The organism is Metamycoplasma canadense, from assembly GCF_000828855.1.
In the GTDB taxonomy this organism is placed as follows: domain Bacteria; phylum Bacillota_I; class Bacilli_A; order Mycoplasmatales; family Metamycoplasmataceae; genus Metamycoplasma; species Metamycoplasma canadense.
Window position 1 is genome coordinate 230,986 of the sequence record NZ_AP014631.1, and the last position, 24,116, is coordinate 255,101.

At 25.9% G+C, this 24,116-nt stretch carries 18 protein-coding genes; 12 read left to right on the forward strand and 6 right to left on the reverse strand.

The genetic code is table 4. From position 1 onward, the window contains the following. Window positions 1–54 precede the first annotated feature (54 nt). Complete coding sequence (locus MCAN360_RS05200) at window positions 55–711, forward strand: DNA repair protein RecO C-terminal domain-containing protein (protein ID WP_045433531.1); 657 nt, start codon at window positions 55–57, stop codon at window positions 709–711. A 13-nt stretch (window positions 712–724) separates the two neighbouring features. Here the strand turns inward: MCAN360_RS05200 and MCAN360_RS00960 are convergent, their stop codons facing one another. Next, the gene (locus MCAN360_RS00960; protein WP_045433534.1) at window positions 725–2,578 is read right to left on the reverse strand and encodes a ribonuclease J; all 1,854 of its coding nucleotides are present in this window, start codon (window positions 2,576–2,578) and stop codon (window positions 725–727) included. Window positions 2,579–2,701: 123 nt separating this feature from the next. Here MCAN360_RS00960 and MCAN360_RS00965 point away from each other — a divergent pair, with 123 nt between their 5' ends. From MCAN360_RS00965 to arcC, 4 genes are all read left to right on the forward strand, one after another. Beyond that, window positions 2,702–3,157 (forward strand): hypothetical protein, encoded by a 456-nt coding sequence (locus MCAN360_RS00965; RefSeq protein WP_045433537.1) that lies wholly within the window; start codon window positions 2,702–2,704, stop codon window positions 3,155–3,157. 26 nt (window positions 3,158–3,183) lie between these two features. Continuing rightward, window positions 3,184–3,642 (forward strand): large conductance mechanosensitive channel protein MscL, encoded by a 459-nt coding sequence (locus MCAN360_RS05205; RefSeq protein WP_045433540.1) that lies wholly within the window; start codon window positions 3,184–3,186, stop codon window positions 3,640–3,642. Between the two features lie 238 nt (window positions 3,643–3,880). Beyond that, window positions 3,881–4,924, forward strand: a complete 1,044-nt coding sequence (gene argF / locus MCAN360_RS00975) for an ornithine carbamoyltransferase (protein ID WP_045433543.1) — start codon at window positions 3,881–3,883, stop codon at window positions 4,922–4,924. Between the two features lies 1 nt (window position 4,925). Beyond that, window positions 4,926–5,861 carry a carbamate kinase gene (gene arcC, locus MCAN360_RS00980; protein ID WP_045433546.1) on the forward strand — a complete coding sequence of 312 codons (936 nt, stop codon included), beginning with the start codon at window positions 4,926–4,928 and terminating at the stop codon, window positions 5,859–5,861. Window positions 5,862–5,894: 33 nt separating this feature from the next. Here the strand turns inward: arcC and rlmB are convergent, their stop codons facing one another. Then, window positions 5,895–6,596, reverse strand: a complete 702-nt coding sequence (rlmB, locus tag MCAN360_RS00985; RefSeq protein ID WP_045433548.1) for a 23S rRNA (guanosine(2251)-2'-O)-methyltransferase RlmB — start codon at window positions 6,594–6,596, stop codon at window positions 5,895–5,897. After that, window positions 6,596–7,801, reverse strand: a complete 1,206-nt coding sequence (cysS, locus tag MCAN360_RS00990) for a cysteine--tRNA ligase (protein WP_045433551.1) — start codon at window positions 7,799–7,801, stop codon at window positions 6,596–6,598. Before cysS ends, rlmB begins: the two co-directional genes overlap by 1 nt. A 51-nt stretch (window positions 7,802–7,852) precedes the next feature. On the opposite strand from cysS, the gene argS reads away from it, so the two are divergent. Continuing rightward, entirely contained in the window at window positions 7,853–9,478 is a 1,626-nt protein-coding gene (argS, locus tag MCAN360_RS05210; RefSeq protein ID WP_045433554.1) for an arginine--tRNA ligase, read from the forward strand. Window positions 9,479–9,604: 126 nt separating this feature from the next. Continuing rightward, the gene (locus tag MCAN360_RS01000; RefSeq protein WP_052461468.1) at window positions 9,605–12,463 is read left to right on the forward strand and encodes a cation-translocating P-type ATPase; all 2,859 of its coding nucleotides are present in this window, start codon (window positions 9,605–9,607) and stop codon (window positions 12,461–12,463) included. A gap of 110 nt (window positions 12,464–12,573) precedes the next feature. Here the strand turns inward: MCAN360_RS01000 and MCAN360_RS02975 are convergent, their stop codons facing one another. Further along, the gene (locus tag MCAN360_RS02975; protein ID WP_045433557.1) at window positions 12,574–14,286 is read right to left on the reverse strand and encodes a variable surface lipoprotein; all 1,713 of its coding nucleotides are present in this window, start codon (window positions 14,284–14,286) and stop codon (window positions 12,574–12,576) included. A 472-nt stretch (window positions 14,287–14,758) separates the two neighbouring features. Beyond that, window positions 14,759–16,003 carry a variable surface lipoprotein gene (locus MCAN360_RS01010; RefSeq protein ID WP_045433560.1) on the reverse strand — a complete coding sequence of 415 codons (1,245 nt, stop codon included), beginning with the start codon at window positions 16,001–16,003 and terminating at the stop codon, window positions 14,759–14,761. Window positions 16,004–16,262: 259 nt separating this feature from the next. Here MCAN360_RS01010 and MCAN360_RS05215 point away from each other — a divergent pair, with 259 nt between their 5' ends. The 4 genes from MCAN360_RS05215 to MCAN360_RS05220 all read left to right on the forward strand — a co-directional run bounded on the left by MCAN360_RS05215 (window position 16,263) and on the right by MCAN360_RS05220 (window position 19,214). Continuing rightward, entirely contained in the window at window positions 16,263–17,450 is a 1,188-nt protein-coding gene (locus tag MCAN360_RS05215) for a M20 metallopeptidase family protein (protein ID WP_045433563.1), read from the forward strand. A 3-nt stretch (window positions 17,451–17,453) separates the two neighbouring features. Next, entirely contained in the window at window positions 17,454–18,077 is a 624-nt protein-coding gene (locus tag MCAN360_RS01020; RefSeq protein WP_045433566.1) for a trimeric intracellular cation channel family protein, read from the forward strand. Window positions 18,078–18,115: 38 nt separating this feature from the next. Continuing rightward, window positions 18,116–18,400, forward strand: a complete 285-nt coding sequence (locus tag MCAN360_RS01025) for a hypothetical protein (RefSeq protein ID WP_045433568.1) — start codon at window positions 18,116–18,118, stop codon at window positions 18,398–18,400. A 310-nt stretch (window positions 18,401–18,710) separates the two neighbouring features. After that, entirely contained in the window at window positions 18,711–19,214 is a 504-nt protein-coding gene (locus MCAN360_RS05220; protein WP_045433571.1) for a transglutaminase domain-containing protein, read from the forward strand. A 224-nt stretch (window positions 19,215–19,438) separates the two neighbouring features. Here MCAN360_RS05220 and gpmI read toward each other — a convergent pair whose 3' ends face one another. Then, complete coding sequence (gene gpmI, locus MCAN360_RS01035) at window positions 19,439–20,956, reverse strand: 2,3-bisphosphoglycerate-independent phosphoglycerate mutase (RefSeq protein ID WP_045433574.1); 1,518 nt, start codon at window positions 20,954–20,956, stop codon at window positions 19,439–19,441. Between the two features lie 285 nt (window positions 20,957–21,241). Here gpmI and MCAN360_RS05225 point away from each other — a divergent pair, with 285 nt between their 5' ends. Further along, the gene (locus tag MCAN360_RS05225; protein ID WP_045433577.1) at window positions 21,242–23,917 is read left to right on the forward strand and encodes a DUF885 family protein; all 2,676 of its coding nucleotides are present in this window, start codon (window positions 21,242–21,244) and stop codon (window positions 23,915–23,917) included. Window positions 23,918–24,116: the final 199 nt, after the last annotated feature.

Genomic DNA, 24,116 nt, shown 5'->3' on the forward strand with positions numbered 1-24,116 from the left:
TTTTAAAGCCTTTTAAGGCTTTTTTATTTTTAAAAGTAAAATTATTATGTTATTATGGAAAATAAGGAATTTGAAAGTTTAGCAATTATTTTGGATATTAAAGAATATAATAATTTTTCATTAGTAAAAGTATTGATGCCAAATGGTATAAATTTTTTATATGCGAAAGGACTTTATAAAGTTGAATCTAAAAATAAAAGAAATCTACCAATTTTGGGATTGAGTAATTTAGAAATTATTAAATCAAAGAAAATTAATAACAATAACACATTAAAAAAAGCTTCTTTAATATCATATTTTCCAAATAGTGAAATGTTGCAAGAAATTTATGATACAGTTTTATTTTTTTTATCAAGATTAAATAATGTTAAGCTTGAGGATTTTTTTGAAAATTATCAATTGTTTTTAAAAAATGTTTTAGATAAACCAAAACATAGTTTTTGTTTTTTTCTTTTAAATATTTTAAAAGTATTAGGTTTACAACCAATTTTTCTACATTGTTGTGAGTGTTCTAATAAAGATAATATTATTGATTTTGAATTTTATAAAGGTGGCTTTTTATGCAGCGAACATTCAAATAATAATAAAGACGTTATACTTCTTAAAACTCTTTATTGACTAAATAAGAATTTTGAATATTTTTTAAATAATACTGATGAAAATTGAGTTATTTTAATTATTAAAATGATGTTGGATTATCTTAAAAATTAAAATAAAAAATCTGTTATTTAGTTTCAACAGATTTTTTATCATTATTTTGATTATTAGTTTTTGTATTTTTTTTTGTAATACGTTTAGTTTTAACTTCTTCTTTTAATTTTTCAGTTTTTACACTTTGTTTAATTGACTTTTTTTTATTAGAATCTTTTTTTAATTTATTTTCTTCATCAATTTCTTCATTTACTTCAATGTTTTCAGTTAATAGTATAGTTGGTATAATCACAACATTTCTTCTTTTGTTCTTGTAAAAAAATGGATTTAAACGATCAATTATTAATTGCTTTAATTTAGGTATTGTTCAATCTTTTTCGTTTTTTATTGTATATAAAATAGCACCATGGACTAATCTTTTAGCTTCTTCAATTAGGTGTAATGAATTTTTAACATAAAAAGCGCCACGTGAAACAATTCTTGGTTTACCTAAAATAAGATTCTTTTCTTTATTAATTGCAATGATAACATGAATAAACCCGTTTTGTCCTAGTTCCATTCTTTCTTTTATAATTTGAGAGTTACTTTTAGATAATATATTTCCATCAATAAAAACTGGTCCGAAGTAAACTTTTTCATTTGATAGGGAGATTTTGTGATTTTCTAAGTAATAAACATCTCCTAACTTAGCAATTATTATATTATTCGGTTTTACACCAGTTTCAACACCAGTGTATCCATGAACAACACTCATACGGTATTCACCATGATAAGGCATAAAATATTTTGGTTTTGTTAATTCAAATATTTTTTTATGTTCATCTTTATAAGCATGTCCTGAAGTATGCAAATAACCATCAATACCATTTTCTCTAATAATTGCACCAAGCTTGTAAAGTCTGTTAACTAAAAGTTCACATTTAGATCTATTTCCAGGAATTGGACTTGATGAAAAAATAATAGTATCCCTTGGTTTAATACTTATATTTGGATGTTTATCATAGGACATTTTCGCAAGGCCCGCCATTTCTTCACCTTGCGATCCAGTTGTTAGAATAAGAAGTTCATTGTCGTTATATTTTGAAAGACTTTTTTTATCAATAAAAACTTCATCAGCAGCATTAATATATCCTAGTCTTCGACCAATATCAATATTGTCAATCATTGATCTACCAAATGCGATAACTTTTTTTCCAATTTGAGCTCCTAATTCAATAATAGCTTTAATTCTTGTTAGGTTTGATGCGAATGCAGTAACAATAATTTTCTTTTCAGCCTCAAGCATATATTTTTTAATATCCTTTAGAATATCACTTTCTGATGGTGAATGATTTGGACGCATTGCATTTGTTGAATCTGAAAATAAAACATCTAAACCTTCATCGCCAATTTTTTTAAGTTTTGAAAAGTCAGTTAAATTACCTATTGGGGTGTAATCAAATCTAAAGTCACCAGTCATCATTAAATTACCATTTGGTGTTTTGATTCTGACTCCGAAAGCATCAGGAATTGAATGCTGTGCGGTTCATCAATCAACTGAACATTCTCCAAAATTAGCAACTAAGTCTTTGTGAATTTCAATGAATTCTACATTGGGTTTAATTTTCATATCTGCAAATTTTAATTTTAGATATTGTATTGCTATTCTAGGTGCAAAGATTTTTTTAACATTAACCTGTTGAACTAAATAAGGAACTCCGCCAATATGATCTTCGTGACCGTGTGTTATAAATAATCCTTCAATTTTATCTTGATTTTCAACAAGATAACTAAAATCAGGAATTGAACCATTAACTCCTGTTGCATAAATATCGCAGAATTTAATTCCAGTATCAATTATAAAAATTTGCTTATCATATTCAATAACAAGACTACTTTTACCTATTTCTTGCATTCCACCTAAACCAAAAATTTTCGTTGGTTTCATATATTCCTCCTAAGTATTATTAAATAAATGAAAAATAGCAGCATTATTTGTTATTATTTTAACAAACTATTATAATTATTGTTATAAATTTGTTACTAAAAAATTTAAAATTTAGGAGTTTACATGACATTCGAAAGAAAGCTTTCTATTGTTAATTTAATTATAAAAGCTGTGTTGATTGTTTTGTTATCGATTGCAATTTATAATATTGTAAATTCAATTAAGGAGTTTATTTCTCAGGTGGGGGAAAAAAATATATCATTTAAATCCTTGCTTGATAATGCAATTTTATATATAAAAAGCGGTGGCGCTAATGATAAAAAAGAAGATACAGAATATTTTGTAAAGCTTATTGCCCATCTTCGAGAAAATATAAAAAATTTAATTTTTATTATTGTTTCTTTAATATTATTAGGTTTAGCTAATATTTTTGATATTGTTATATTGTCAATAGCGAGTTGAAAATCACAAGCAGCTGGTAAAGCATTAATATTAGTTGCTATAATAGTTTCACCATTATGGGTTTTATCAATATTTGGTAATATAGCAATTATTTCCAAAAAAAGAGTATTTGTTTAATTAATTTTTAATTAAATGGGGTTTTTATGACAAAAAAAGAACTTGTTGAGAAGAAAAAATATTTTAAAAAGTCTTTTTCTGAAGCAAAATCAGTATTAAAACGTGGCAACATTTTTATGTTGGCGATTGGTTTATTGTTAGGTGCTTCATTTGGAGCTGTTGTTTCATCTCTTGCAAATGATGTTATTATGGCATCAATTTCAAAAATGTTTGGAAAAGCAAGTGTTGAAGAATTAAAAATTGGTGGAACAATACTAATTGGTAAATTTTTAGCAGCTTTAATTCAATTTGCAATTGTATCTGCATTTGTTTTTATATCACTATTTCTATTTTATTTAATTAAACATTGAATAGAATATCAAAAGGCTAAAAAAATGCCGATAGAAGAAGAAATTGTTGAAGAAATAAAACCAACAATTGATGAGCAAATTTTAGACCAATTAAAGAAATTGAATAAAAAAGTAAAAGAAATATCTAAAAAATAAAAAAATAAAATAAAAATATTTTTTAAGACTAAGTGAAGTTCTCTTAGTCTTTTTAATAAATTTTTTTATATTTAAAATAAATATAAAAGCATCAAAAAAATAAAAAAAGATAAAAATTGTTATAATATTATCGAGTTTTATTATCTAAAATATGATTTAATAAATACTCACAAAATTATAAAAGTCTATCTAAAAAAATACTTATATAAATTAAAAATAAAATAGGAGATTTTATTATATGCCAATGAATTTAAAAGGTCGTAGTTTAGATACAGCTCTAAATTTTACAACCGATGAAATTAACTACCTTTTAGAACTTTCTTTAGAATTAAAGAAAGCTAAAATGCAAGGATTACATATAAACAACCGTCCTTTAACAGGCTCAAATATTGTTATTATGTTCCAAAAAGATTCAACAAGAACACGTTGTGCATTCGAAGTTGCCGCTGCTGATTTAGGAGCAAGCTGTACATACATCGGACCAACAGGTTCAAACTTTGGTAAAAAAGAATCAGTTGAAGATACAGCTATGGTTTTAGGCCAAATGTATGATGGTATTGAATTCCGTGGATTCAAACAATCAGATGTTGAAGCTTTAGCAAAATATTCAGGTGTTCCAGTATGAAATGGTTTAACAGATGCTGAACACCCAACACAAATGTTAGCTGATTATTTAACATTTAAAGAATTTGTTGGAGATCTAAGAGGCAAGAAAATTGTTTTTGCTGGAGATATTAAAAACAACGTTGCTCGTTCATTAATGATTGGTGCTGCATTCTTTGGTGTTCATATTGTTTTATGTGGACCAAAAGCACAATGAGAAATTGTTAAAAATGGACCAGACCATAAAGCAGTTTATGAAGCTGTTCAAAAATTATTTGAACGTAACGGCGGATCAGTATCATTCTCAGATAATAAATTAGAAGCTGCTAAAGACGCAGATGCAATTTACACAGACGTGTGAGTATCATTAGGTGAACCATTTGAATTATTTGAATCTCGTATTCAAGAATTAGGTTCATTCCAAGTTGATATGGACATGATGAAAGCAGCAAAAGAAAGTGTTATTTTCTTACACTGTTTACCAGCATTCCATGATGATAAAACTTTATTCTCAGCAGAAATTAAAGAAAAATTAGGTGCAAAATACCCTGTTGTTGCAACTGGTGCAATGGAAGTTACTGATGAAGTTTTCCAATCAAAATACAACAAATCAATTCAACAAGCTGGAAACCGTATGCACACAATTAAAGCTGTAATTTTAGCAACATTAGGATACTAATATGAGTAGAATTGTTATAGCTTTAGGCGGGAATGCATTAGGCAATAATCCTGCCGAACAAAAAGAATTAGTTAAAATTCCAGCTAAAAAAATTGCTGAATTAGTTAAAGCTGGACATGAAGTTATTGTTGGACATGGAAATGGTCCACAAGTAGGAATGATTTTTAACGGATTTGTTAGCGCTGCTTCAGTTAATTCAAAATCACCATTAGTTCCATTACCTGAAGCTGGTGCTATGTCACAAGGTTACATTGGTTATCATATGGTTAATGCAATTACTAATGCTTTTAAGGAAGAAGGAATAGAACAAAAAGAAGTTTTATATCTTTTAACTCAAACATTAGTTGATCCTAAAGATCCTGCATTTTTAAACCCAACAAAACCAATTGGTCCATTCTTTGCAACAAAAGAAGAAGCTGAATTAGCTAACCCAAATAGTGTAATAGTTGAAGATGCGGGACGTGGTTTTAGAAAAGTTGTTGCTTCACCAAAACCAATTAACTTTGTGGGAATTAATCAAATGAAAAATGCTATTAATTCTGGTGCTACTGTTATCGTTGGTGGTGGTGGCGGTATCCCAACAGTTAAAGATGAAAACGGATTTATTAACGGTGTTGATGGCGTTATTGACAAAGATTTTGCTTTAGCTAAAATGGCTGCTTTAACAAATGCTGATTATTTCATCGTTTTAACAGCAGTTGATTATGTTAAGGTAAACTTTGGAAAACCAGATCAAAAAGATTTAAAACATGTAACTAAAGTTGAATTAGAAAAATACATCGAAGAAAAACAATTTGCTCCAGGTAGTATGTTACCAAAAGTACAAGCTGCTATTAAATTCGTTGAAGAAGGCGGAAAAGCTGCATTCATCGGTGATTTAAAAGATTTAGAAGACATTATTGCTGAAAAAATCGGTACAAAAGTTACTTTAAACTAATTTTAAATTTATATAATAAAAAGTCGAGACCAATTAGTCTCGACTATTTATTTGTTTATTAACTTCATACAAACAAATACCAGTTGCAACTGAAACATTTAATGATTGAACTGAATTCTTATTTTGTTCAATATAAACTATTTCATCTGCTTGTTTTAGTAATGTTTTTGAAACTCCAGTACCTTCGTTTCCCATTATTAAAGCAGTAGGTAATGAAAATTTTATGTTTGATATTTTTTTAGCTTTATTATTTAGGGATGTAGCATATATTCAAAAATCATTTTTTTTCAGAAATTCAATAGCATCAAAAAGACTAGATACTTTAATTACTTTAATATTTTTAAATCCACCAGAAGAAGTTTTTAGAACAGTTGGAGTAACATCGACAGCTCTATCTTTTGGAATTATTATATGATTAACGCCAAACACATTGGCAGATCTTATAATTGCCCCTAAATTTTGTGGATCCTGGATGTGATCTAAAATTAAAACAATTTCTGGTTTATCTTTTTTTATGCTACCAATGTCATAATATTGGAAAGAACTAATTTCCGCAATGTATCCTTGATGATTACCTTTAATTAGTTTATTCATTTCATTCATTGATAAATAAGTTATGTTATTAAACTTTATTTTCTTATTTTCAAGTCCATTTAATAAATAAACTTTATTAATTGGATAATTATTTTCAATAGCTTCTAAAACTGAATTCTTACCATAGATAAAATTTTTCATTATATTATTTTTCTTTCTTTTAAAATATCTCTTAGTAAATCAGCTTCATTAAATTTTTTATCTTTTAATAAAGATTGTCATTGTTGGTAATCTTTTTTATCTTTATCAGTTAATTTAATTTTAGGAAAACTAAAACCTAAAATTGCCATAATTTTTAAAAATGTTTTAAAGTTTATTTCATTTTTTGATAGTTGAATAATTTCTTTATAGGCTGATGAAAAATTTAAGTTTGCAATATATTTAATTACTTCTGTGATTTTTTTTGAATCAACATTATCATTAATGTTTTTTAGTTGGACTTGATTATTTAATAGTTTAAATTTATTGATAAGTGCTTGGTTTGATTCTAGGAGTTCATCGGTTAAGTTTATTGGTTTAGCATAATTAGTAGTTAACATTAAAAGTTTATATGTATCAGTATCATATTTCCTTAAAAAATCATGAGGAAAAATAATATTTCCAATCGATTTTGACATTTTTTGATTTTTGTAATTTAATGTTCCAAAATGTAATCATTTTTTTGAAATAGGTTTGTTGTATATTGAATAATGTTGAATATTTTCATTTTCATGATGAGGGAATATTAAATCAATTCCACCCCCATGTATGTCTATTGTTTCACCATTAAAATATTTTGAAATAAAACAACTACATTCAGTATGTCAACCAGGTCTTCCATCGCCAAATGGACTTTTAAATTTTATCCCGTTAGTTGTATCTTTTCAAAGTGTAAAATCGAATTTATTTCTTTTGCCGAAATCATTATTTTCTTCAGAAATTAAGTTGTCAATTTTTTGTTTGCTAATACTTCCATAAACATCTTTAAATTTCAAGACATCAAAAAAAACATTTCCTCTAACTTGATATGCAACTTTTTTATCTAACATTTCTTGAATATATTCATACATATCATTTAACGAATCGGTAACTCTGACAATTTTATTAGGAAGTTCTAAGTTAAAAATTCTAAATAAATCCAAATAGTACTCTTCATATTTTTTAGATATTTCAAATTCTGTTTTATTTTCCTGAATAGCTTTTTTTATAATTTTATCATCAATATCTGTTATATTGTTTAGATAAAAAATTTCTTCACCTAAATATCTTTGTGCGCGAATCATAATGTCAAATGTTACAGTTGATCTTAAATTTCCAATGTGTGGGTAGTTGTAAACAGTTGGTCCACATAAATAGTATTTTTTCATATCCCAATCATTATATACTAAAAAATATAATTTATAATATAATATTAAATTATGAAAACGGCAAAAGAAATTATTATAAGTTCAATTCAAGAATCTTTAGAAAAATTAAAAATTTCTAAAGAAGTTGTATTAACAGAGGCAAAAAATTACGGAGATTATTCAACAAATATTGCCTTAACATTACAAAAACAATTAGGAAGAAAAGCAACAGAAATCGCACAAGAAATTGTTAGAAATATTGATTTAAATAAATATAAAGAGATTAGTGAAATTAAGGTTGCTGATCCTGGATTTATTAATTTTTGGGTTTCAAATTCAGTTTTGGCTGATACCGTTAATTTGATTAATGAACTTGGCTCAAATTATGGAAATGGATTAAAAGAAGGAAAAGGAAAAATAAATGTTGAATTTGTTTCAGCAAATCCAACAGGTTATTTACATATTGGGCACGCTAGAAATGCAGCTATCGGTGCAACATTATCAAATATTTTAGAAAAAGCCGGACATACAGTTATTAGGGAATATTTAGTTAATGACTATGGAAATCAAATGAATAAATTAGCTATCTCAATTTATTCAAGATACCAACAAATTTTTAATAAAAATTACGAACTACCAGAAGATGCATATCGTGGTGGAGATATTGTTGAATTTGCAGATGAGTTTTATAAACAATATAAGGATAAGTATAAAGATGTTGAATATACACCAGAAATTGAAATGTTTTTTAGAGAATTTGGAAGAAGCAATGCTTTAAAAAATATTGAAGAAGACTTGAAAAAATTCGGTGTTTGATTTGATTTATATACATCTGAAAAAGAACAATATGAAAAAGATTTAGTTTGACCAGCAATAAGAAGATTAAAAACTACTTATGTTAAAGATGGTGCAACCTGATTGCAAACTACCAAAGGTGGGAAAGACGACAAAGACAGAGTTATCATTAAAGGAAATGGTGATTCAACATATTTATGTGCAGATATTGCTTACCATGAACAAAAATTTAGACAATTAAATGATCCTCAAAACGGTGTCATTATTGACGTTTGAGGCGCTGATCATTCAGGATATGTTGAACGTGTAAAATTTGCTTTCGAAGATTTAGGTTATCGTAGAGATCAAATTGAAGTAATTTTATTCCAACTTATTAGAATTATGAAAGATGGCAAAGAAATTAAAATGTCTAAACGTTTAGGAACTTCACTAACGTTAAGAGAATTAATGTCAGAGGTTGGAAAAGATGCAATTAGATTCTTTTTAATCGAAAGATCATACAATTCAAAGATTGATTTTGATATCAAAAAAGTAACAAGCGCTGATGAAACTAATTCAATGTACATTATTAAATACGCTCACGCTCGTTGTGTTCAATTACTTGAAAAATTAAATTATGAAAATCCAAAAGCAACAGAATTAAATGATGAATTTTCTCAAAAAATAGTTGCTGAATTAAAAGAATATCCAGATTTAATTGCAACAATTTCTAAAACATATAAAGTCAATTTATTGCCACCTTATTTATTGAAATTAGCTAGTGCATTTAATTCGTTTTATTCAAACATAAAAGTTTTAGATTCTAAAAATGAAGAAAGTTATGCTGCTTTAGTTAAGGCTGTAAAAAATGTTTTAGCTGATGCAATGAAATTAATGGATTTAGAAATTCCTAATAAAATGTAATAAAAATTTTTTAAGCAATCTTTTGATTGCTTTTTGTTTAATTAAAATAAAATTTAAATAATGTAAAATTTTTTAATAAATATTAGCAATAAAATTTTATTAAAAATAAAGGGTTAAATTTAAGATATGAAAAAAAATAAGATTGAAAAATATCCTGAAATTCCGAATGAGTTTTTAGAAACTTCAATTAAAAAAGGATTAGACAACCAAGAGGTTGAAAACCGGCAAAAAAAATATGGATTAAATGAATTAAAAAAAGCTAAAAAAATAAATCCATTTTTAGCCTATTTATCTCAATTTAAGGATGTTTTAGTAATTATTTTAATGTTTGCAGCTTTACTTTCTTATATTTTTGCTTTTATAAGCGCTTCGAGAGCTAATTGAGTTTTTAATACAACATTAATAGTTGAATTTGTTGAACCATCAATTATTTTATTTGTTGTTTTATCTAATTCATTGATTGGAGCTATCCAGGAGATTAAAAGCGCTAAGGCCGTTGATGCCTTAAGTAAACTAAATCCTCTACAAGCCAAAGTTGTGCGAAATGGTGAATTAATTTCAATAGATTCAAAAGAAATAACTATTGGTGACATTGTTATGGTTGAGGCTGGTGATGTTATTCCTAGTGATGGTTATTTAGTTTTCTCTTCTAATTTATCTGCTATTGAATCATCATTAACTGGCGAAAGCGAACCATCATCAAAAGATTATTTAGCAAAAAGAGATTTATCATTGCCATTAGCTGATAGAAAATTTATGGTTTATTCATCTTCTGTTGTTGCTACAGGAACAGCTTATTATGTCGTAACAGCTATTGGGCAACAAACTGAATTAGGAAAAATTTCATCTCTTGTTACTCAACAAAAAGATGCAATGAGTCCATTACAAATTAAAATTAATAAATTAGGTAAGATTTTTGGTTATGTTGGTATTGCTTTATTTTTAGGTAGTATGGTGATGCAAATTTTATTCGCTATACCAAATTCACAAAATTTTAAAGAACAACATTTTTGAAGCACTGTGATTGTCAATGGTGTGTCTTTAGCAGTAGCAGCAATCCCTGAAGGCTTAATAGCATTTACATCAATAATTTTAGCTATTGGTGTACAAAGAATGGCTAAGAAAAAAGCGATTGTAAAAGATTTAATGGCAGTCGAATCATTAGGAAGTTGTGCAGTTATATGTTCTGATAAAACTGGTACATTGACACAAAATAAGATGACAATTATTGATATGTATTCAAATACAAATAAGATCTTTTCTTATTCAAAAATAGATAATGAATTTTTGAAATTAATCGAATATGGTTCTTTATGTTCTGAAGCTAATTTAAGTTATGAAGATAATGAATATAAACCTGTTGGGGATCCAACTGAGGTTTCATTTTTATATGAATTAGAAAAATATTCGCAACATAAAACAAAAAATGAGCTAGTTTCTAAATACGAAAGATTATTTGTTTTACCTTTTGATTCTGATCGTAAGCTAATGACTTCTATTAACAAAATTAATAATAAAATAATTGTTATTGTTAAAGGAGCTCCTGATGTTTTGATCAATAGAGTTAATTTAAATTTGGATAAAAAAGACAAAATTTTAGAAATTAATAATTCTTGAGCAAATAATGCATACAGAGTTTTAGCTATTGCTTCAAAGGAGATTACAAATGATGAATTTAATTTATTATTGAAAAATAATAACGAATATAAACTCAATTTTTTAGAAAATAATTTAAATTTCGATGGTCTTGTAGCAATGATCGACCCTCCTCGTGAGGAAGTTAAAGAAGCAGTTGAAATTTGTAAAAAAGCTGGTATTAAAACTGTTATGATTACAGGAGATAATATTAATACAGCAATTGCTATAGCTAAAAGTTTGAAAATTTACGATGATGGTGATTTAGCAATTACAGGAGTTGACCTAGATTTAATCTCTGATGAAGATTTAGCAAAAAATATTGATAAATATTCTGTTTATGCTCGTGTTAAGCCAGAAGATAAACTTAGAATTGTTAATGCATGGCAAAAAAGAAAACAAGTTGTCGCCATGACTGGTGATGGTGTTAATGATGCACCAGCTTTAAAAGCATCTGACATTGGTTGTGCGATGGGGATAACTGGAACTGAAGCCTCAAAACAGGCTGCTAATATAATTTTATCTGATGATAATTTTTCAACAATTGTTTCTGCTGTTAAAAATGGTCGTTCAATTTATCAAAAAATTAAAAATGTTATTCAAAATTTATTAATTACATCAATTGCAGAAGTTATTTTAGTTTTTTTAGGTTTAATAATTTTTAAATTGATTTTTAAAAATTGAAATGAATTAAAAGATCAAGAAATTTATATTTTATCAGCAACACAACTTTTATGAATTAATTTATTCACTCATGGTTTTCCTGCAATTGCCCTAGGGCTTCAAAATTCTAAAGAAAATTATATGAATAAACGTCCAATTTCAAAATATGAATCAATATTTGCAAAATCTATGGGTTGAAATACTCTTTGACAAGGGATTTTAATTGGAATTATTTCAATGGTTGGATATTATCTTGGCGCTTTATATATAAAAAATAATAACGGAACCGGAGAAGAAATAATTAGAGCTGCTTCAACAATTGCATTTTTAGTATTAGGAATTACTGCTACATTTAATTCAATTAATTTAATGTCTAAAAAATCAGTTATTTTATCAAATCCATTTTATTATTGAAAAGTTTATGCATCTGTAATTTTTTCATTAACATTTTTATTACTAGTTGCTTTTATCAAACCAATAGCAAATGTTTTTAAAGGTTATAATAACTTTTATTCTTCGCCTATATTAATAGCTTATGGTTTATGTTTACCACTTATATTAATTCCAATTTATTTCGTTCATAAAATGATCTTGCTTTTAATTGAAAAAAAGAAAAGTAAAAATAATGAAATTATGCATTTTGAAATGATTTTATCTTCAAAAGAAAAAAAGCAATTAAATAAATAAAGCAACATTTTTTAAAAATTTTATACATAAAAATAAATAAGTTCAAGAGGAGAAATCACACTTGAACTTATTTATTTTTAATTTTTGGTTTGCATAAATGATTTAGATTTTTATTCAGCATCTTTTGTAGGATACTTATTTTGGTCATCTGATGTATTAAATTTTAAAGTCTTACCATCTAGATTAAGATCGTATTTTTTATCGTTTTTAAATAATTGAATTTTACTAATTGAATAGTTTAGATTTGGTTTATGTGATAAATTTGCATGAATTATAATTTTAGATTCTTCGATGGTAAAAAGATTTGGTTCTCTATCAAAATAAATTGTATCTTGCGGTTTTTCAGTATTTGCTGAATTATGAATAATTACTCCACTACTTTTTTTATCGCTTGTAAAAAAATTAATAATTTCTTTATCGCCTGTAATTTCAAAATAAATAGCTCTATTGCCTCCGTAAGTATCAAATTGCAAATCATTTATTTTTAAGGATTTAACTTTTTCTTTTAGAAGATTATCTTGTGCTTTAGTTTTAGCAGCTTCAATAGCTTCTTTTGCTTTTTTATAATTTTCTTCTGTTTGGGCTTCTTCTAATAATTTTTTAGCTTCTTCAACTTCTTTATCGAAAGTTTGTTTAATTTCAGAATATTTTGGATCACTTAAATCACTACTTGAAAAGCTATTTGCATCATTTTGAACACCTTCATATGAGTTTTTAGCTTCTTCAGTTTTTTCTTTTATTTTAGCTTCTTCAACTGCTTTTTGTGCTTTAGTTTTAGCAGCTTCAATAGCTTCTTTTGCTTTTTTATAATTTTCTTCTGTTTGAGCTTCTTCTAATATTTTTTTAGCTTCTTCAACTTCTTTATCAAAAGTTTGTTTAATTTCAGAATATTTTGGATCACTTAAATCACTACTTGAAAAGCTATTTGCATCATTTTGAACACCTTCATATGAGTTTTTAGCTTCTTCAGTTTTTTCTTTTATTTTAGCTTCTTCAACTGCTTTTTGTGCTTTAGTTTTAGCAGCTTCAATAGCTTCTTTTGCTTTTTTATAATTTTCTTCTGTTTGAGCTTCTTCTAATATTTTTTTAGCTTCTTCAACTTCTTTATCAAAAGTTTGTTTAATTTCAGAATATTTTGGATCACTTAAATCACTACTTGAAAAGCTATTTGCATCATTTTGAACACCTTCATATGAGTTTTTAGCTTCTTCAGTTTTTTCTTTTATTTTAGCTTCTTCAACTGCTTTTTGTGCTTTAGTTTTAGCAGCTTCAATAGCTTCTTTTGCTTTTTTGTAATTTTCTTCTGTTTGAGCTTCTTCTAATATTTTTTTAGCTTCTTCAACTTCTTTATCAAAAGTTTGTTTAATTTCAGAATATTTTGGATCACTTAAATCACTACTTGAAAAGCTATTTGCATCATTTTGAACACCTTCATATGAGTTTTTAGCTTCTTCAGTTTTTTCTTCAGAAATTGTTGGATCTTGAGGAGAAACGATAGGCTCATCTCCTAAAGGTTTTTCATTTTTACCTTGAGATTTTTGTTCAAGTTTGTTTATTTGTTTTTCTAAATCTGCAATTTTTTTAGTAGTATCATCTAAAAGTTTTTGTAAATCTTTTTTACTTTTTTCTTTTTCTGATATTGAAGAAATTAATGTATCAATTTTAGTTTTTAATGCAGAATGTTCGCTTTTTATTTTGTTTAGTTCTTCATCTTCTTTTGGAGTTTCTTCTTTTTTATTATCACATGCTGCCGATATTATTGGTAATGTGGTTAAAGGGGCTAAAAAACCAAAAGTTAATAAAAATTTCTTTAGTTTTTTCATTTATATATACTAATTTACCTTTCATAGTTTTTTGATAATTAAAATCTAATTTTTGACTTTCTATCTTTTTAATTATTCCTTTTTTTTTTTTTTTGAATTTGGCAAAAAGTAGTATAAAAATTATGAATTTCAACTAAAAATTATTTTTCATTAACTTTTTAAGATGTAAAAAAATAATGTTCTTATATCAATTTACAATTTTTAATCATTAAAGAATAAATTATAAAATTTCTGATTTTAAAATTTTTTAGTAAATTCAATAATAAATAGAAAAAAATGAAATAAAAATAATAAAAAATCTATTAAATTTCTTAAAAATTTATTTGTAAAAAAGCAACTAATATGTATTTTAATTATATGAATAATTAATTAACAAAAAACAAAAAACATAGGGTAAAGAAAAAAATAAAATTAAATAAAATAAGTTCAAGCTTGTTTTGTTGAACTTATTTTTAATTGTTTGCTTTTATAACTATTTAATTTCAACTTCTAAGTTATTTTTTGCATTTAATAGATTTGTTTTATTTTTATCATTACCTAATCAAACAGAGTTTACAATATATTTACCCTTTTCATTGTCATTAATTCCATATTTTTGTTCAGAAGAAATTGAAAATTTTACGTAATTACCTTCAATTTTTGTTAATCTAGGTAAATAAAAAGGAGGATCATATGGTTTTTGTTGATTATTAAAACTTGCTGCATTTTCTGTACAAAAAATATTATCTTTTTTTAATTCAAATGATAATCTTTTATTTTTTATTTTTTCAAATGTTTCTTTACTTGTTTTTAATTCAATTCAAAAATATTTTTCACTATCAATTCTGAAATCAGTTAATTCTAATTCTACTTTAGCATTTTTAATAATTTGATCTATTTCATTTATTTTAGTAGCTTTTTGAATTTGAATATTATAATCGTTTTTTTCTTGTTCTAATAAGTAAGTGAATTTTTCCAATTCTTCTTTCGCTTTTTCTTTTTTATTTTTTAGCCCTTCAGCAGCAGTATCTGAATTTTGTTTTGGAGTGGTAGGATTTGGTGCGGTTGATGATCCATCTTGTGGTGTTTCAGCTGTTTTTTTACTTTTTTCTATTTTTTCTTTTTCTTCATTAGCTTTATTTTTAGCAGCTTCAATTTTTTGTTTAAACTCAGTGTATTTTTCTAAACTAGCTTCAGTTTTTAAAGCTTCTTTTGCTTCATTTAATACTTTTTCTAATTCAGTTTTAATTTGAGCAAATTTATTATCTTTCAATAATTCTAGAAGTTCATTTGCTTCTTTTTCTGAAGCATCATATTGTTTTTTAGCTTCAGCTGTTTTTTCTTGCTTTTTAGCTTCTTCAACTGCTTTTTGTGCTTTAGTTTTAGCAGCTTCAATTGCTTCTTTTGCATTTGTGTAATTTTCTTCTGTTTGAGCTTCTTCTACTATTTTTTTAGCTTTAGAAACTTCTTCATCAAAAGTTTTTTTAATTTCAGAATATTTTGGATCTTTTAAATCATTTTCTAAAAAGCTATTTGCACTGTTTAGAACACCTTCATATAAGTTTTTAGCTTCATTTGTTTTTTGTTCAGAAATTGTAGGTTTTTGAGGTTTGTTTAATTCTTCATTTTCTTTTGGAGTTTCTTCTTTTTTATTACCACAAGCCGCTGATATTATTGGCAATGTGGTTAAAGGTGCTAAAAAACCAAAAGTTAATAAAAATTTCTTTATTTTTCTCATTTATATACTGATTTACCTTTCATAGTTTCTTAATAACTAAAATTATTTTTTGACTTAATATCTTATCAATTATCCTATTTTTTTTTTTTTTGAATTTGGCAAAAAGTAGTATAAAAATAGTTAACGTTTCAAAAAAATATTTTCTTATTTTTTTATGTTTGATCAATATAAGTACAATTGAAGAATTTTAAATACTAAAAATAATTATTAAATACAATTTAAATATAAAATATTTATATAACTAACGTTAGGTGGGGGTATGTCATTTTTAGAACAAGTTAGACAACTATTTGAAGAAGCAAAAGAAATTAGAAGAAAAATTCACAAAAACCCTGAAATTGGTTTTGAATTACCTAAAACTACTAAAATAATAAAAGAAGTTTTAGATAAATATAATATTCAATATACAAATTTAAAAGATACATATGCAATTATTGGTTCGATTGGAAATAAACTAGGTGGGAAAAAAATATTGTTAAGAGCCGATATGGATGCAGTTCAAGCAAAAGAGGAGTCAAACCTTCCTTTTTCATCAATAAATTCAAACGCGCATTTATGTGGACATGATATTCATACAACATCACTTTTGATTACACTAATAATTCTTAAAAAGTATGAGAAAGAATTAAATGGCCAAATTACTTTTTTATTTCAACCAGCAGAGGAGACTTTGAATGGTGGAAAATTAATGATTGAAAAAGGATTATTAGAAAATAATTTTGATCTTGGACTTGCATTACACATGTGACCTAGCGGTAAAAAACTTGGAATTATTATTCAAAAAGAACAAGTATTGTCTTCAGCATTAAATTTTAAAATTGATATTGAAGGAAAAGGAGCGCATGGTGGCATGCCTTATAAAGGTGTTGATCCAATAATTGTTGCTTCACAAATTATTTCAGCGTTTAATATAATGGCAGCTCATGAATTGCCTTCTAATAAATCGGCGTCTGTGTCAATAGGATATTTAAATACTTTTGGAGGTAGTGTAAACGTTATCCCATCTAAGGTTACTCTAGAAGGTACAGCTCGAACTCTTTTTGTTAAATCAGCTCAATATATTAAAAAAAGATTGCCGGAAATTGCTAATAATATTGCAAAAGCTTTTAAAGCAAAAATAAGTTTTGAAATCTTAGCAGATGTACCACCATTATTTAATACACCATCAATTAGTAAATTAGTTTTTAAATCAGCTAAAGAATCACTTGAAAATAAATATGATGTTAAATTTGCAGAACCCGAACTTGCTTCTGAAGATTATGCACATATTGCTAGTTGTTTAAAAAAATCATGTTATTTTTTTGTTTCATGCCCATTCCCAAACGAAAATAATGAAGTTTTTGATGTTCATAATAATAATGTAATTTTCAATGAAGAAGCTTTAATTATAGGTCCAACAACAATGATTCAAACAATTATAAATTTTTTAGACAGTAAGAAAAAATAATTTATGGAAAGTACAATTATTTTAATTTTAGAAATTATTGGAACTATTGCTTTTGCTGCTTCTGGAGCAATTGTTGCAATTAGTAAAAATATGGATTTGTTTGGGGTTTGTATGTTAGGTGGAACTACTGCTGTTGGTGGTGGAATAATTAGAGATATTGTTCTAGGTAAATTTCCCCCAATTGCATTTATAAAACCAATTTATGTTATTGTAGCTTTATTAGTTTCATTAATAATATTTATTTTTCACAGACGTAGAATTAATAATCTTGTAAAAAAAATTTATACTTTTATTGATGCTGTTGGTTTAACAGTTTTTTCAATCTTAGGGGCTATTCAAGCAATTAAAAGTAGCAATTTGTTTTTGATTATTTTTGTAGGGATAATAACCGGTGTTGGCGGCGGAATATTAAGAGATATTTTTGCTGGCAGAATTCCAATAATTTTTCAAAAAGATATATACGCTATAGCGTCACTAGTTGGCGTTTTATTATTTGCGATTATATATCCATATAACAAATATGCTGCAACAGCAGTAGGGGCATGTGTGATATTGATTATTAGAATATTAGCTATAAGATTTAAATGATCGCTTCCAAGAATAAAAGAAAATAGCACTTCTTCTTAAAAATAAATTACCAGAAAATAAACTAGAAGAAAAAACCATTGGTTGATTCAAAGTTATCTTCTCAAAAAATAACACCAGAAAACAGTGAAAATAATCCTGATAACAAAATAAATAATCAAGTTGAAATTCCCAAAGTAACTGTAAATCCTTCGTTTTATCCTACACAACAAAATGATGAATTTAAAGAACTTTCTTCAAATTATTATTCACATCCAAATTTTAGACTTAAAGAAAATTTTGTAACTTTAAAAGGAGATAATAAAGATAGTAAACAACTTGAATTAGTTTCTTCAATAAATAATAAAAAAAATAAAAGATGTTAAATGATACATTAGAACTAGTTATCCTACTGACGAAGTTTATAAACTAAGAGATTCAACACCTGAAAAAGTTAAAATAGAAATTTTTAATGATAATAAAGTAATTGGTAAAGAATACGATGGAAATGATAAAACCTTTGAAATTCAAGCTGAATACAAAGGTTATTTATTCAAAGCTCTTGTAAGAGTTTTATCAAAAACTGAAATTATTAATGATGAAGAAATAACTAAAGCTAGATTACAAGCAAAAGAAATTTTAAAAAATTGGCATAATCTTTCTGATATTCAAAAGGCTTTAAAAGATTATGAATGAATGTCTAAAAATGTTGTTTATAAAGAAAGAGATGATTTAGTTTCTGATCAACCAGCATGTTCTTCATTGATTGAAAAAGTTTGTGTTTGTGCAGGATATGCTAAAGGTTATAAAATGCTTTTGGATGAACTTAACATTCCATCAAGATTTATAACTCGAATTTATTACAAAGAATACTATCTTTGGAATTTAGTTGAAATTGAAGGTGAGTGGTACCATGTTGATAGTGGCATTGAATTAACTAAAGAAAATATTTGAATAGAAAATGCTTTTTTTAAAAGATATCTAAAATCAAATAACAGTTATTTAATTTATTTAACTAATTTTGACTCATTTGGTAATTATAAGGTTAAATTAAGTGTATTTAAAAAAGGTTACTTTTTTTATTTAAATAACAGAAATGATAATAATTTCGAATTTGAATTTGATAGAATTTCTTCTAGTAAAGTAGTTTTAAAAAATCTTGATTTAGATATGGAATACCGTATTAATTTAGAACCTTAGAAGGATGTAACTGGCAAGGAAATGTTTTTAGATAATATTGAAACTGTTCCAATATTAATTCAAAAAAAATCTTCAATATGGCAAATATAAAATAAGAATCAAAGCACAAAAAAATAATAGTTTATTTTCTGATAGAATTGAATTAAAAATAAAAAAAATTTTAAATTTTAAAATAAAAACCCAAGTATTTATAAGGAACTTAGGTTTTAAATTTAATTTATTATTTAATTAAATCTCTTTAACAAACTTTTTCCAGTCATTTCGGCTGGTTTTTTAATATTTAAATAATCTAATATAGTTGGTGCAACATCACATAACGATCCATTTTTAAGTTCAATATTTTTATCTGTTGTTATAAACATAACAGGACTTGTTGTGTGTTTTGTTGCAGGTTTATTATTTTCATCTTCGGTTATTTCAGCATTACCATGATCAGCTGTTATAAATCATGTTATTTCATCTTTATGCTCAGAAACATATTTTAATATTCTTTCAAATTGTATATCTAAAAATTCTATAGCATTAATTGTGGCTTGTAGATGTCCAGTATGTCCAACCATATCGGGATTAGCATAGTTCATAATTACAAAATCAAAATCCTTAATTTTATTTAATAATTCATCTGTAATTTCTTTAGCTGACATTTGTGGATAATCAGCAAATGATTCTGCTTTAATACTTTCTACTAAAACTCTTTCTTCGTTAGGATATAGAATTTCTTTTCCTCCATCCATAAAAAACGTAACGTGAGCATATTTTTGGGTCTCGGCTAATCTCAACTGTTTTAAATTATTTTTTGAAATTATTTCTCCTAATGGATTTGCTATATTCATTTCTTGAAAAGCTATTAAGGAATTTATTCCTTCATATTTCATTAGTGATCCAAATAAATTAATTTTAATATTATTTTTGGGTTTGTAATCGTATAAATTACTTTTTAAAATTAAGTGACTTAATTGGCGTGCTCGATCAGGTCTAAAATTAAAGAATATAACATTATCATTATCATTTAAAAATAAACCTTTTTGATATTGAGCCGGAATAAAAAACTCATCATATATTTTTTGATTATATTGATTTTCAATATATTGATCTATGTTTGAAAAAATGTTTTTACTTTTACCAGCAATAGCTTCGTAAGCTAATTCATTTCTTTCAAAAATTTGGTCTCTATCCATAGCATAAAAGCGACCACTAATACTTGAAATTGGATAGTTAAATTTGGTTGATAACTCTTTTAAGGTTTTAAGAGAACCTTTAATTGATTGTGGTTCAACATCTCTACCATCACCAAAAATATGAATTGAAACTTTCTTTAGTTTTTTTTGATTAGCTAATTTCATAATTTCGAACAAATGGTTATCTAATGAATGAACACCTCCATTACTCAAAAGACCTATTAAATGTAGTGTTGAATCATTTTTTAAACTATTGTCGATAATTTTATTTAGAACTTCATTATCTTTAAATTTATCATCCTCAATGCTTTTATTAATTAGTGATAAACCAGTATAAACTATTCTTCCTGCCCCAATATTTAAATGTCCAACCTCAGAATTACCAATTTGATTATCTGGTAATCCAACAAATTTGCCTGAAGCTTGTAAAACTGAATTTGGACACATTGCAAATAAGTAATCAAAAATAGGGTGAAATGAAAGAGCATATGCATTTCCTTGACTTTCTTTTCTAATTCCTAGCCCATCAATAACAGTTAAAATAATTTTTTTATTTTTTTTCATTATAAACCTACCCGAAATTTAAAAATTCTTATATTTTAAATTCTATATTTTTTTATTAATTTAAAAGAGGATTTTAAAATTGTTTTTTTATTTTTATTTAACATTTTTAGATATCTTACTCAAATTGAATGATTTTTTTACAAAAAAGTTCTAAATCTACCGTTTTTTTTTTTTTTATAAATAAAAAATGTCTAGTTGGCAAAAATAATTAAAGTCAAAATTAGGCAAGTTATTTTTTATATTATTAAAAAACTAAATCAAAAAAGGAATTAAAAATTTTTATATATGAATCCAAAAAGTAAAAAAGCACTTGTTATTAGTGGTATTGTTAGTGGTTTAGTATTATCTCCATTAGCTCTAACATTAATTCCATGGGGTATTCAAAAAACTTTAGTTAAAAAAGAATTAGTTAATAAAGTTAATAATCTTAAAACATTTTTAGATAATGCAATTGAAAATGCAAAATCAGCAAATAAATCAAAATTAGATGAGATTACTAAAAAAGAAGCTGAAATTGAAAAAATTACCAATGCAGAAGCTAAAAAGAAAGCTAGCGAAGAGCTACAAACATTAAAAGATGAGTATCAAGAATCTATTGATTCTGCAAAATATCCAGCACTTGAAAAATTGGCTCAAGAGGGTGATTCTACTGTTTTAAAAGATAGCAAAAAATACACAGCTGAATATGTAGTTTTAGCTCATAAAAAATTTAAATCTGAATTAGACAATTTAGGTAAAGAAGTAGATTTAAATTATCCTTCAAAAGATGAACTTTCAAAAATAACTGATTTTTATCAATCATGAATAGATAAATTTAACAAAATTAGTAAAAATAATTTAGATGTGGTATCTACAGCTTGAGTAAGTGGTTTAAAATATGATTGAGAAATTGCAAAAGATGTATATGCTTCTGAACTACGTTTAGTTGGTGCGTATTTAGAGTGAGGACTTAATTATGCATATCCAATTAATTCATTTTATAGAACAATTAATAAAATAACTGCGGAAAATGCAGAAAAAATTCAAAGAAATCTAAAAGAAGGTTTAGAATCTAACGTTGTTTTATCAAAAGTTGTTATTAAAAATAATATTAAGGAATTTTTATCAAAATCATATAGTGAACAATTGTTAGCATTCGCAAAAGGAACCGAAAAAGAAAAAAGTGTTTTAGAAATTATAGAATCTAATAATTCTATAGATGCTAAAGTAAAAGAATTTCATAAGTTTTACGTAAGCGAGTATTATAAAAAATCTGATCATGGATTAGGTGAAAATATAGGTGAATTAAAAGTTTATAAAGACAATAAATTAAATGAGTTAGAAAATACCATTGAAATTTTTGATAATATGTCTCAACAAACAGTTAAAGTTTATGGTCTTGGTTTAACTCAAAAAGATTTAGACGCTAAAGGTGTTGGGTTATATTCAATAAAAGGCTCAGATCAAACAACTGATGGTAAGAAATTATATTCAGCTATTTTAAAATTTTCAACCACTTCAAATGATACAGCACAACAAGTATTTGATTCTGGTTATACAACTACAACAACGGCTGCAAAAAATATGAAATTAACTGGTGCAGCGGTTGCTAAATTAATTACTGGTAAAGAAAACGGTGTTTGAGCTCCAAAAATTAAATATGATGAAGATGGTATCGGTCCTAATGAAGCAAAAGAAATTACTGTTAATATTAGAAATGAAAAAGGGGAAATTGATTTAATTGAATTTAATAAATGATTAAATCAAGAACAATTTTTCTTTGGTCGTGAAGACAAAAGCTATTATACAGAAGATATTATTAAGAATCTAGATTCTGATGGTAAATTAGAAGATGCAAGAAAAAATTTAAAAAATCTAGGTTATGAACATTTAAAAAATTCTGATGAAAAATATGGCTCAATTACAAATAAACAATTCTATTATGGTGCATTAGAAGCATTTAAAGCTTATAGTCAATTTAGAGACACAACCATGAATGAAGGATTTACATATTTCCCTAAACAAGTTCCAAAATATGGTATTACATCTTATGCATTTAGTGATCGTGATTCAGAAGGTGTAGGTGCATATAATGGAGAAGCAGAGGTTGAACAAGGTGCATTTGGAGCATTCACTTTTAATGCTGACCCATATTATAGCTTACCAAAATGATCAGTTACATCATTTGCTAACCACGAAAGTGTTATGGGACACCACAACCAAATTTATTATGCTAAACAATTTTTAAAAAATATTGATAACCTAACAATAGGTAATGTCTTTGATTATACTTCATATGTTGAAGGATGAGCATTATTTATGGAATGATTTGGTATCGAAGCTGGATATTACGGAACTCCAAATTATGAAAGTGATGATTATTATGCATTCCCTACAAGTTTTAAAACAGCTAGAGGTATAACAAACTTTGTAAAAGCAACTGAAGCTTCAAAAGTTACAGATGAAGAAATAAAAGGAATGAAGGAATTACACGGTGGAGTTTATTGAAATCTAATCACTGAATCAGATGACAAACAACATACACTAAAAGCTGTTGAATTAGCAAATATGCTACAATACTTTGGTGCTCTAAACGAAGCTCAATTACGTAACATGAGACGTGCAGTTGATACAGCATACCATGGTGAAGTTAAAAAAGGCAAAGCTGATTTACCGGCTAATGCATCAATTAGTGATATAAGAAAATTCATGAAAGAAAATTCCGCTTTAGGTATTGGTGATATAACTTCAGAATCTAAACGTTACTTAAACTTACCTGGCCAAGCTACTTCATATAACTCTGGAAAAGAAGCAATGCTAAAATTATATGATAGAGTACGTAAATCAAAAGGTTTAACAAGAAAACAATTTGTTTCAAATAAAGAAAATATTAAAGAATTTTTAAACCTATTATTAGAAACAGGTGCTTTACCACTTGATACTCTAAAAGAAATTGTTGAATTGCACTATAAATTAAAATAATTAAAAATTTAATACAAAAATAGAAGGCTTATTTAAAAAAACGAGCCTTTTATTATTTTTATAATATTTAAAAACTGTTTTTTTTTTTTTGGTAACCGAGTATAAAGTTAATATAATTTAAATTGACTATTTTTAAAATAGTTTATTTAAATGGCGTTAAAAATTTTTATATTTTTAATAAATTATTGAAATTAAAAAT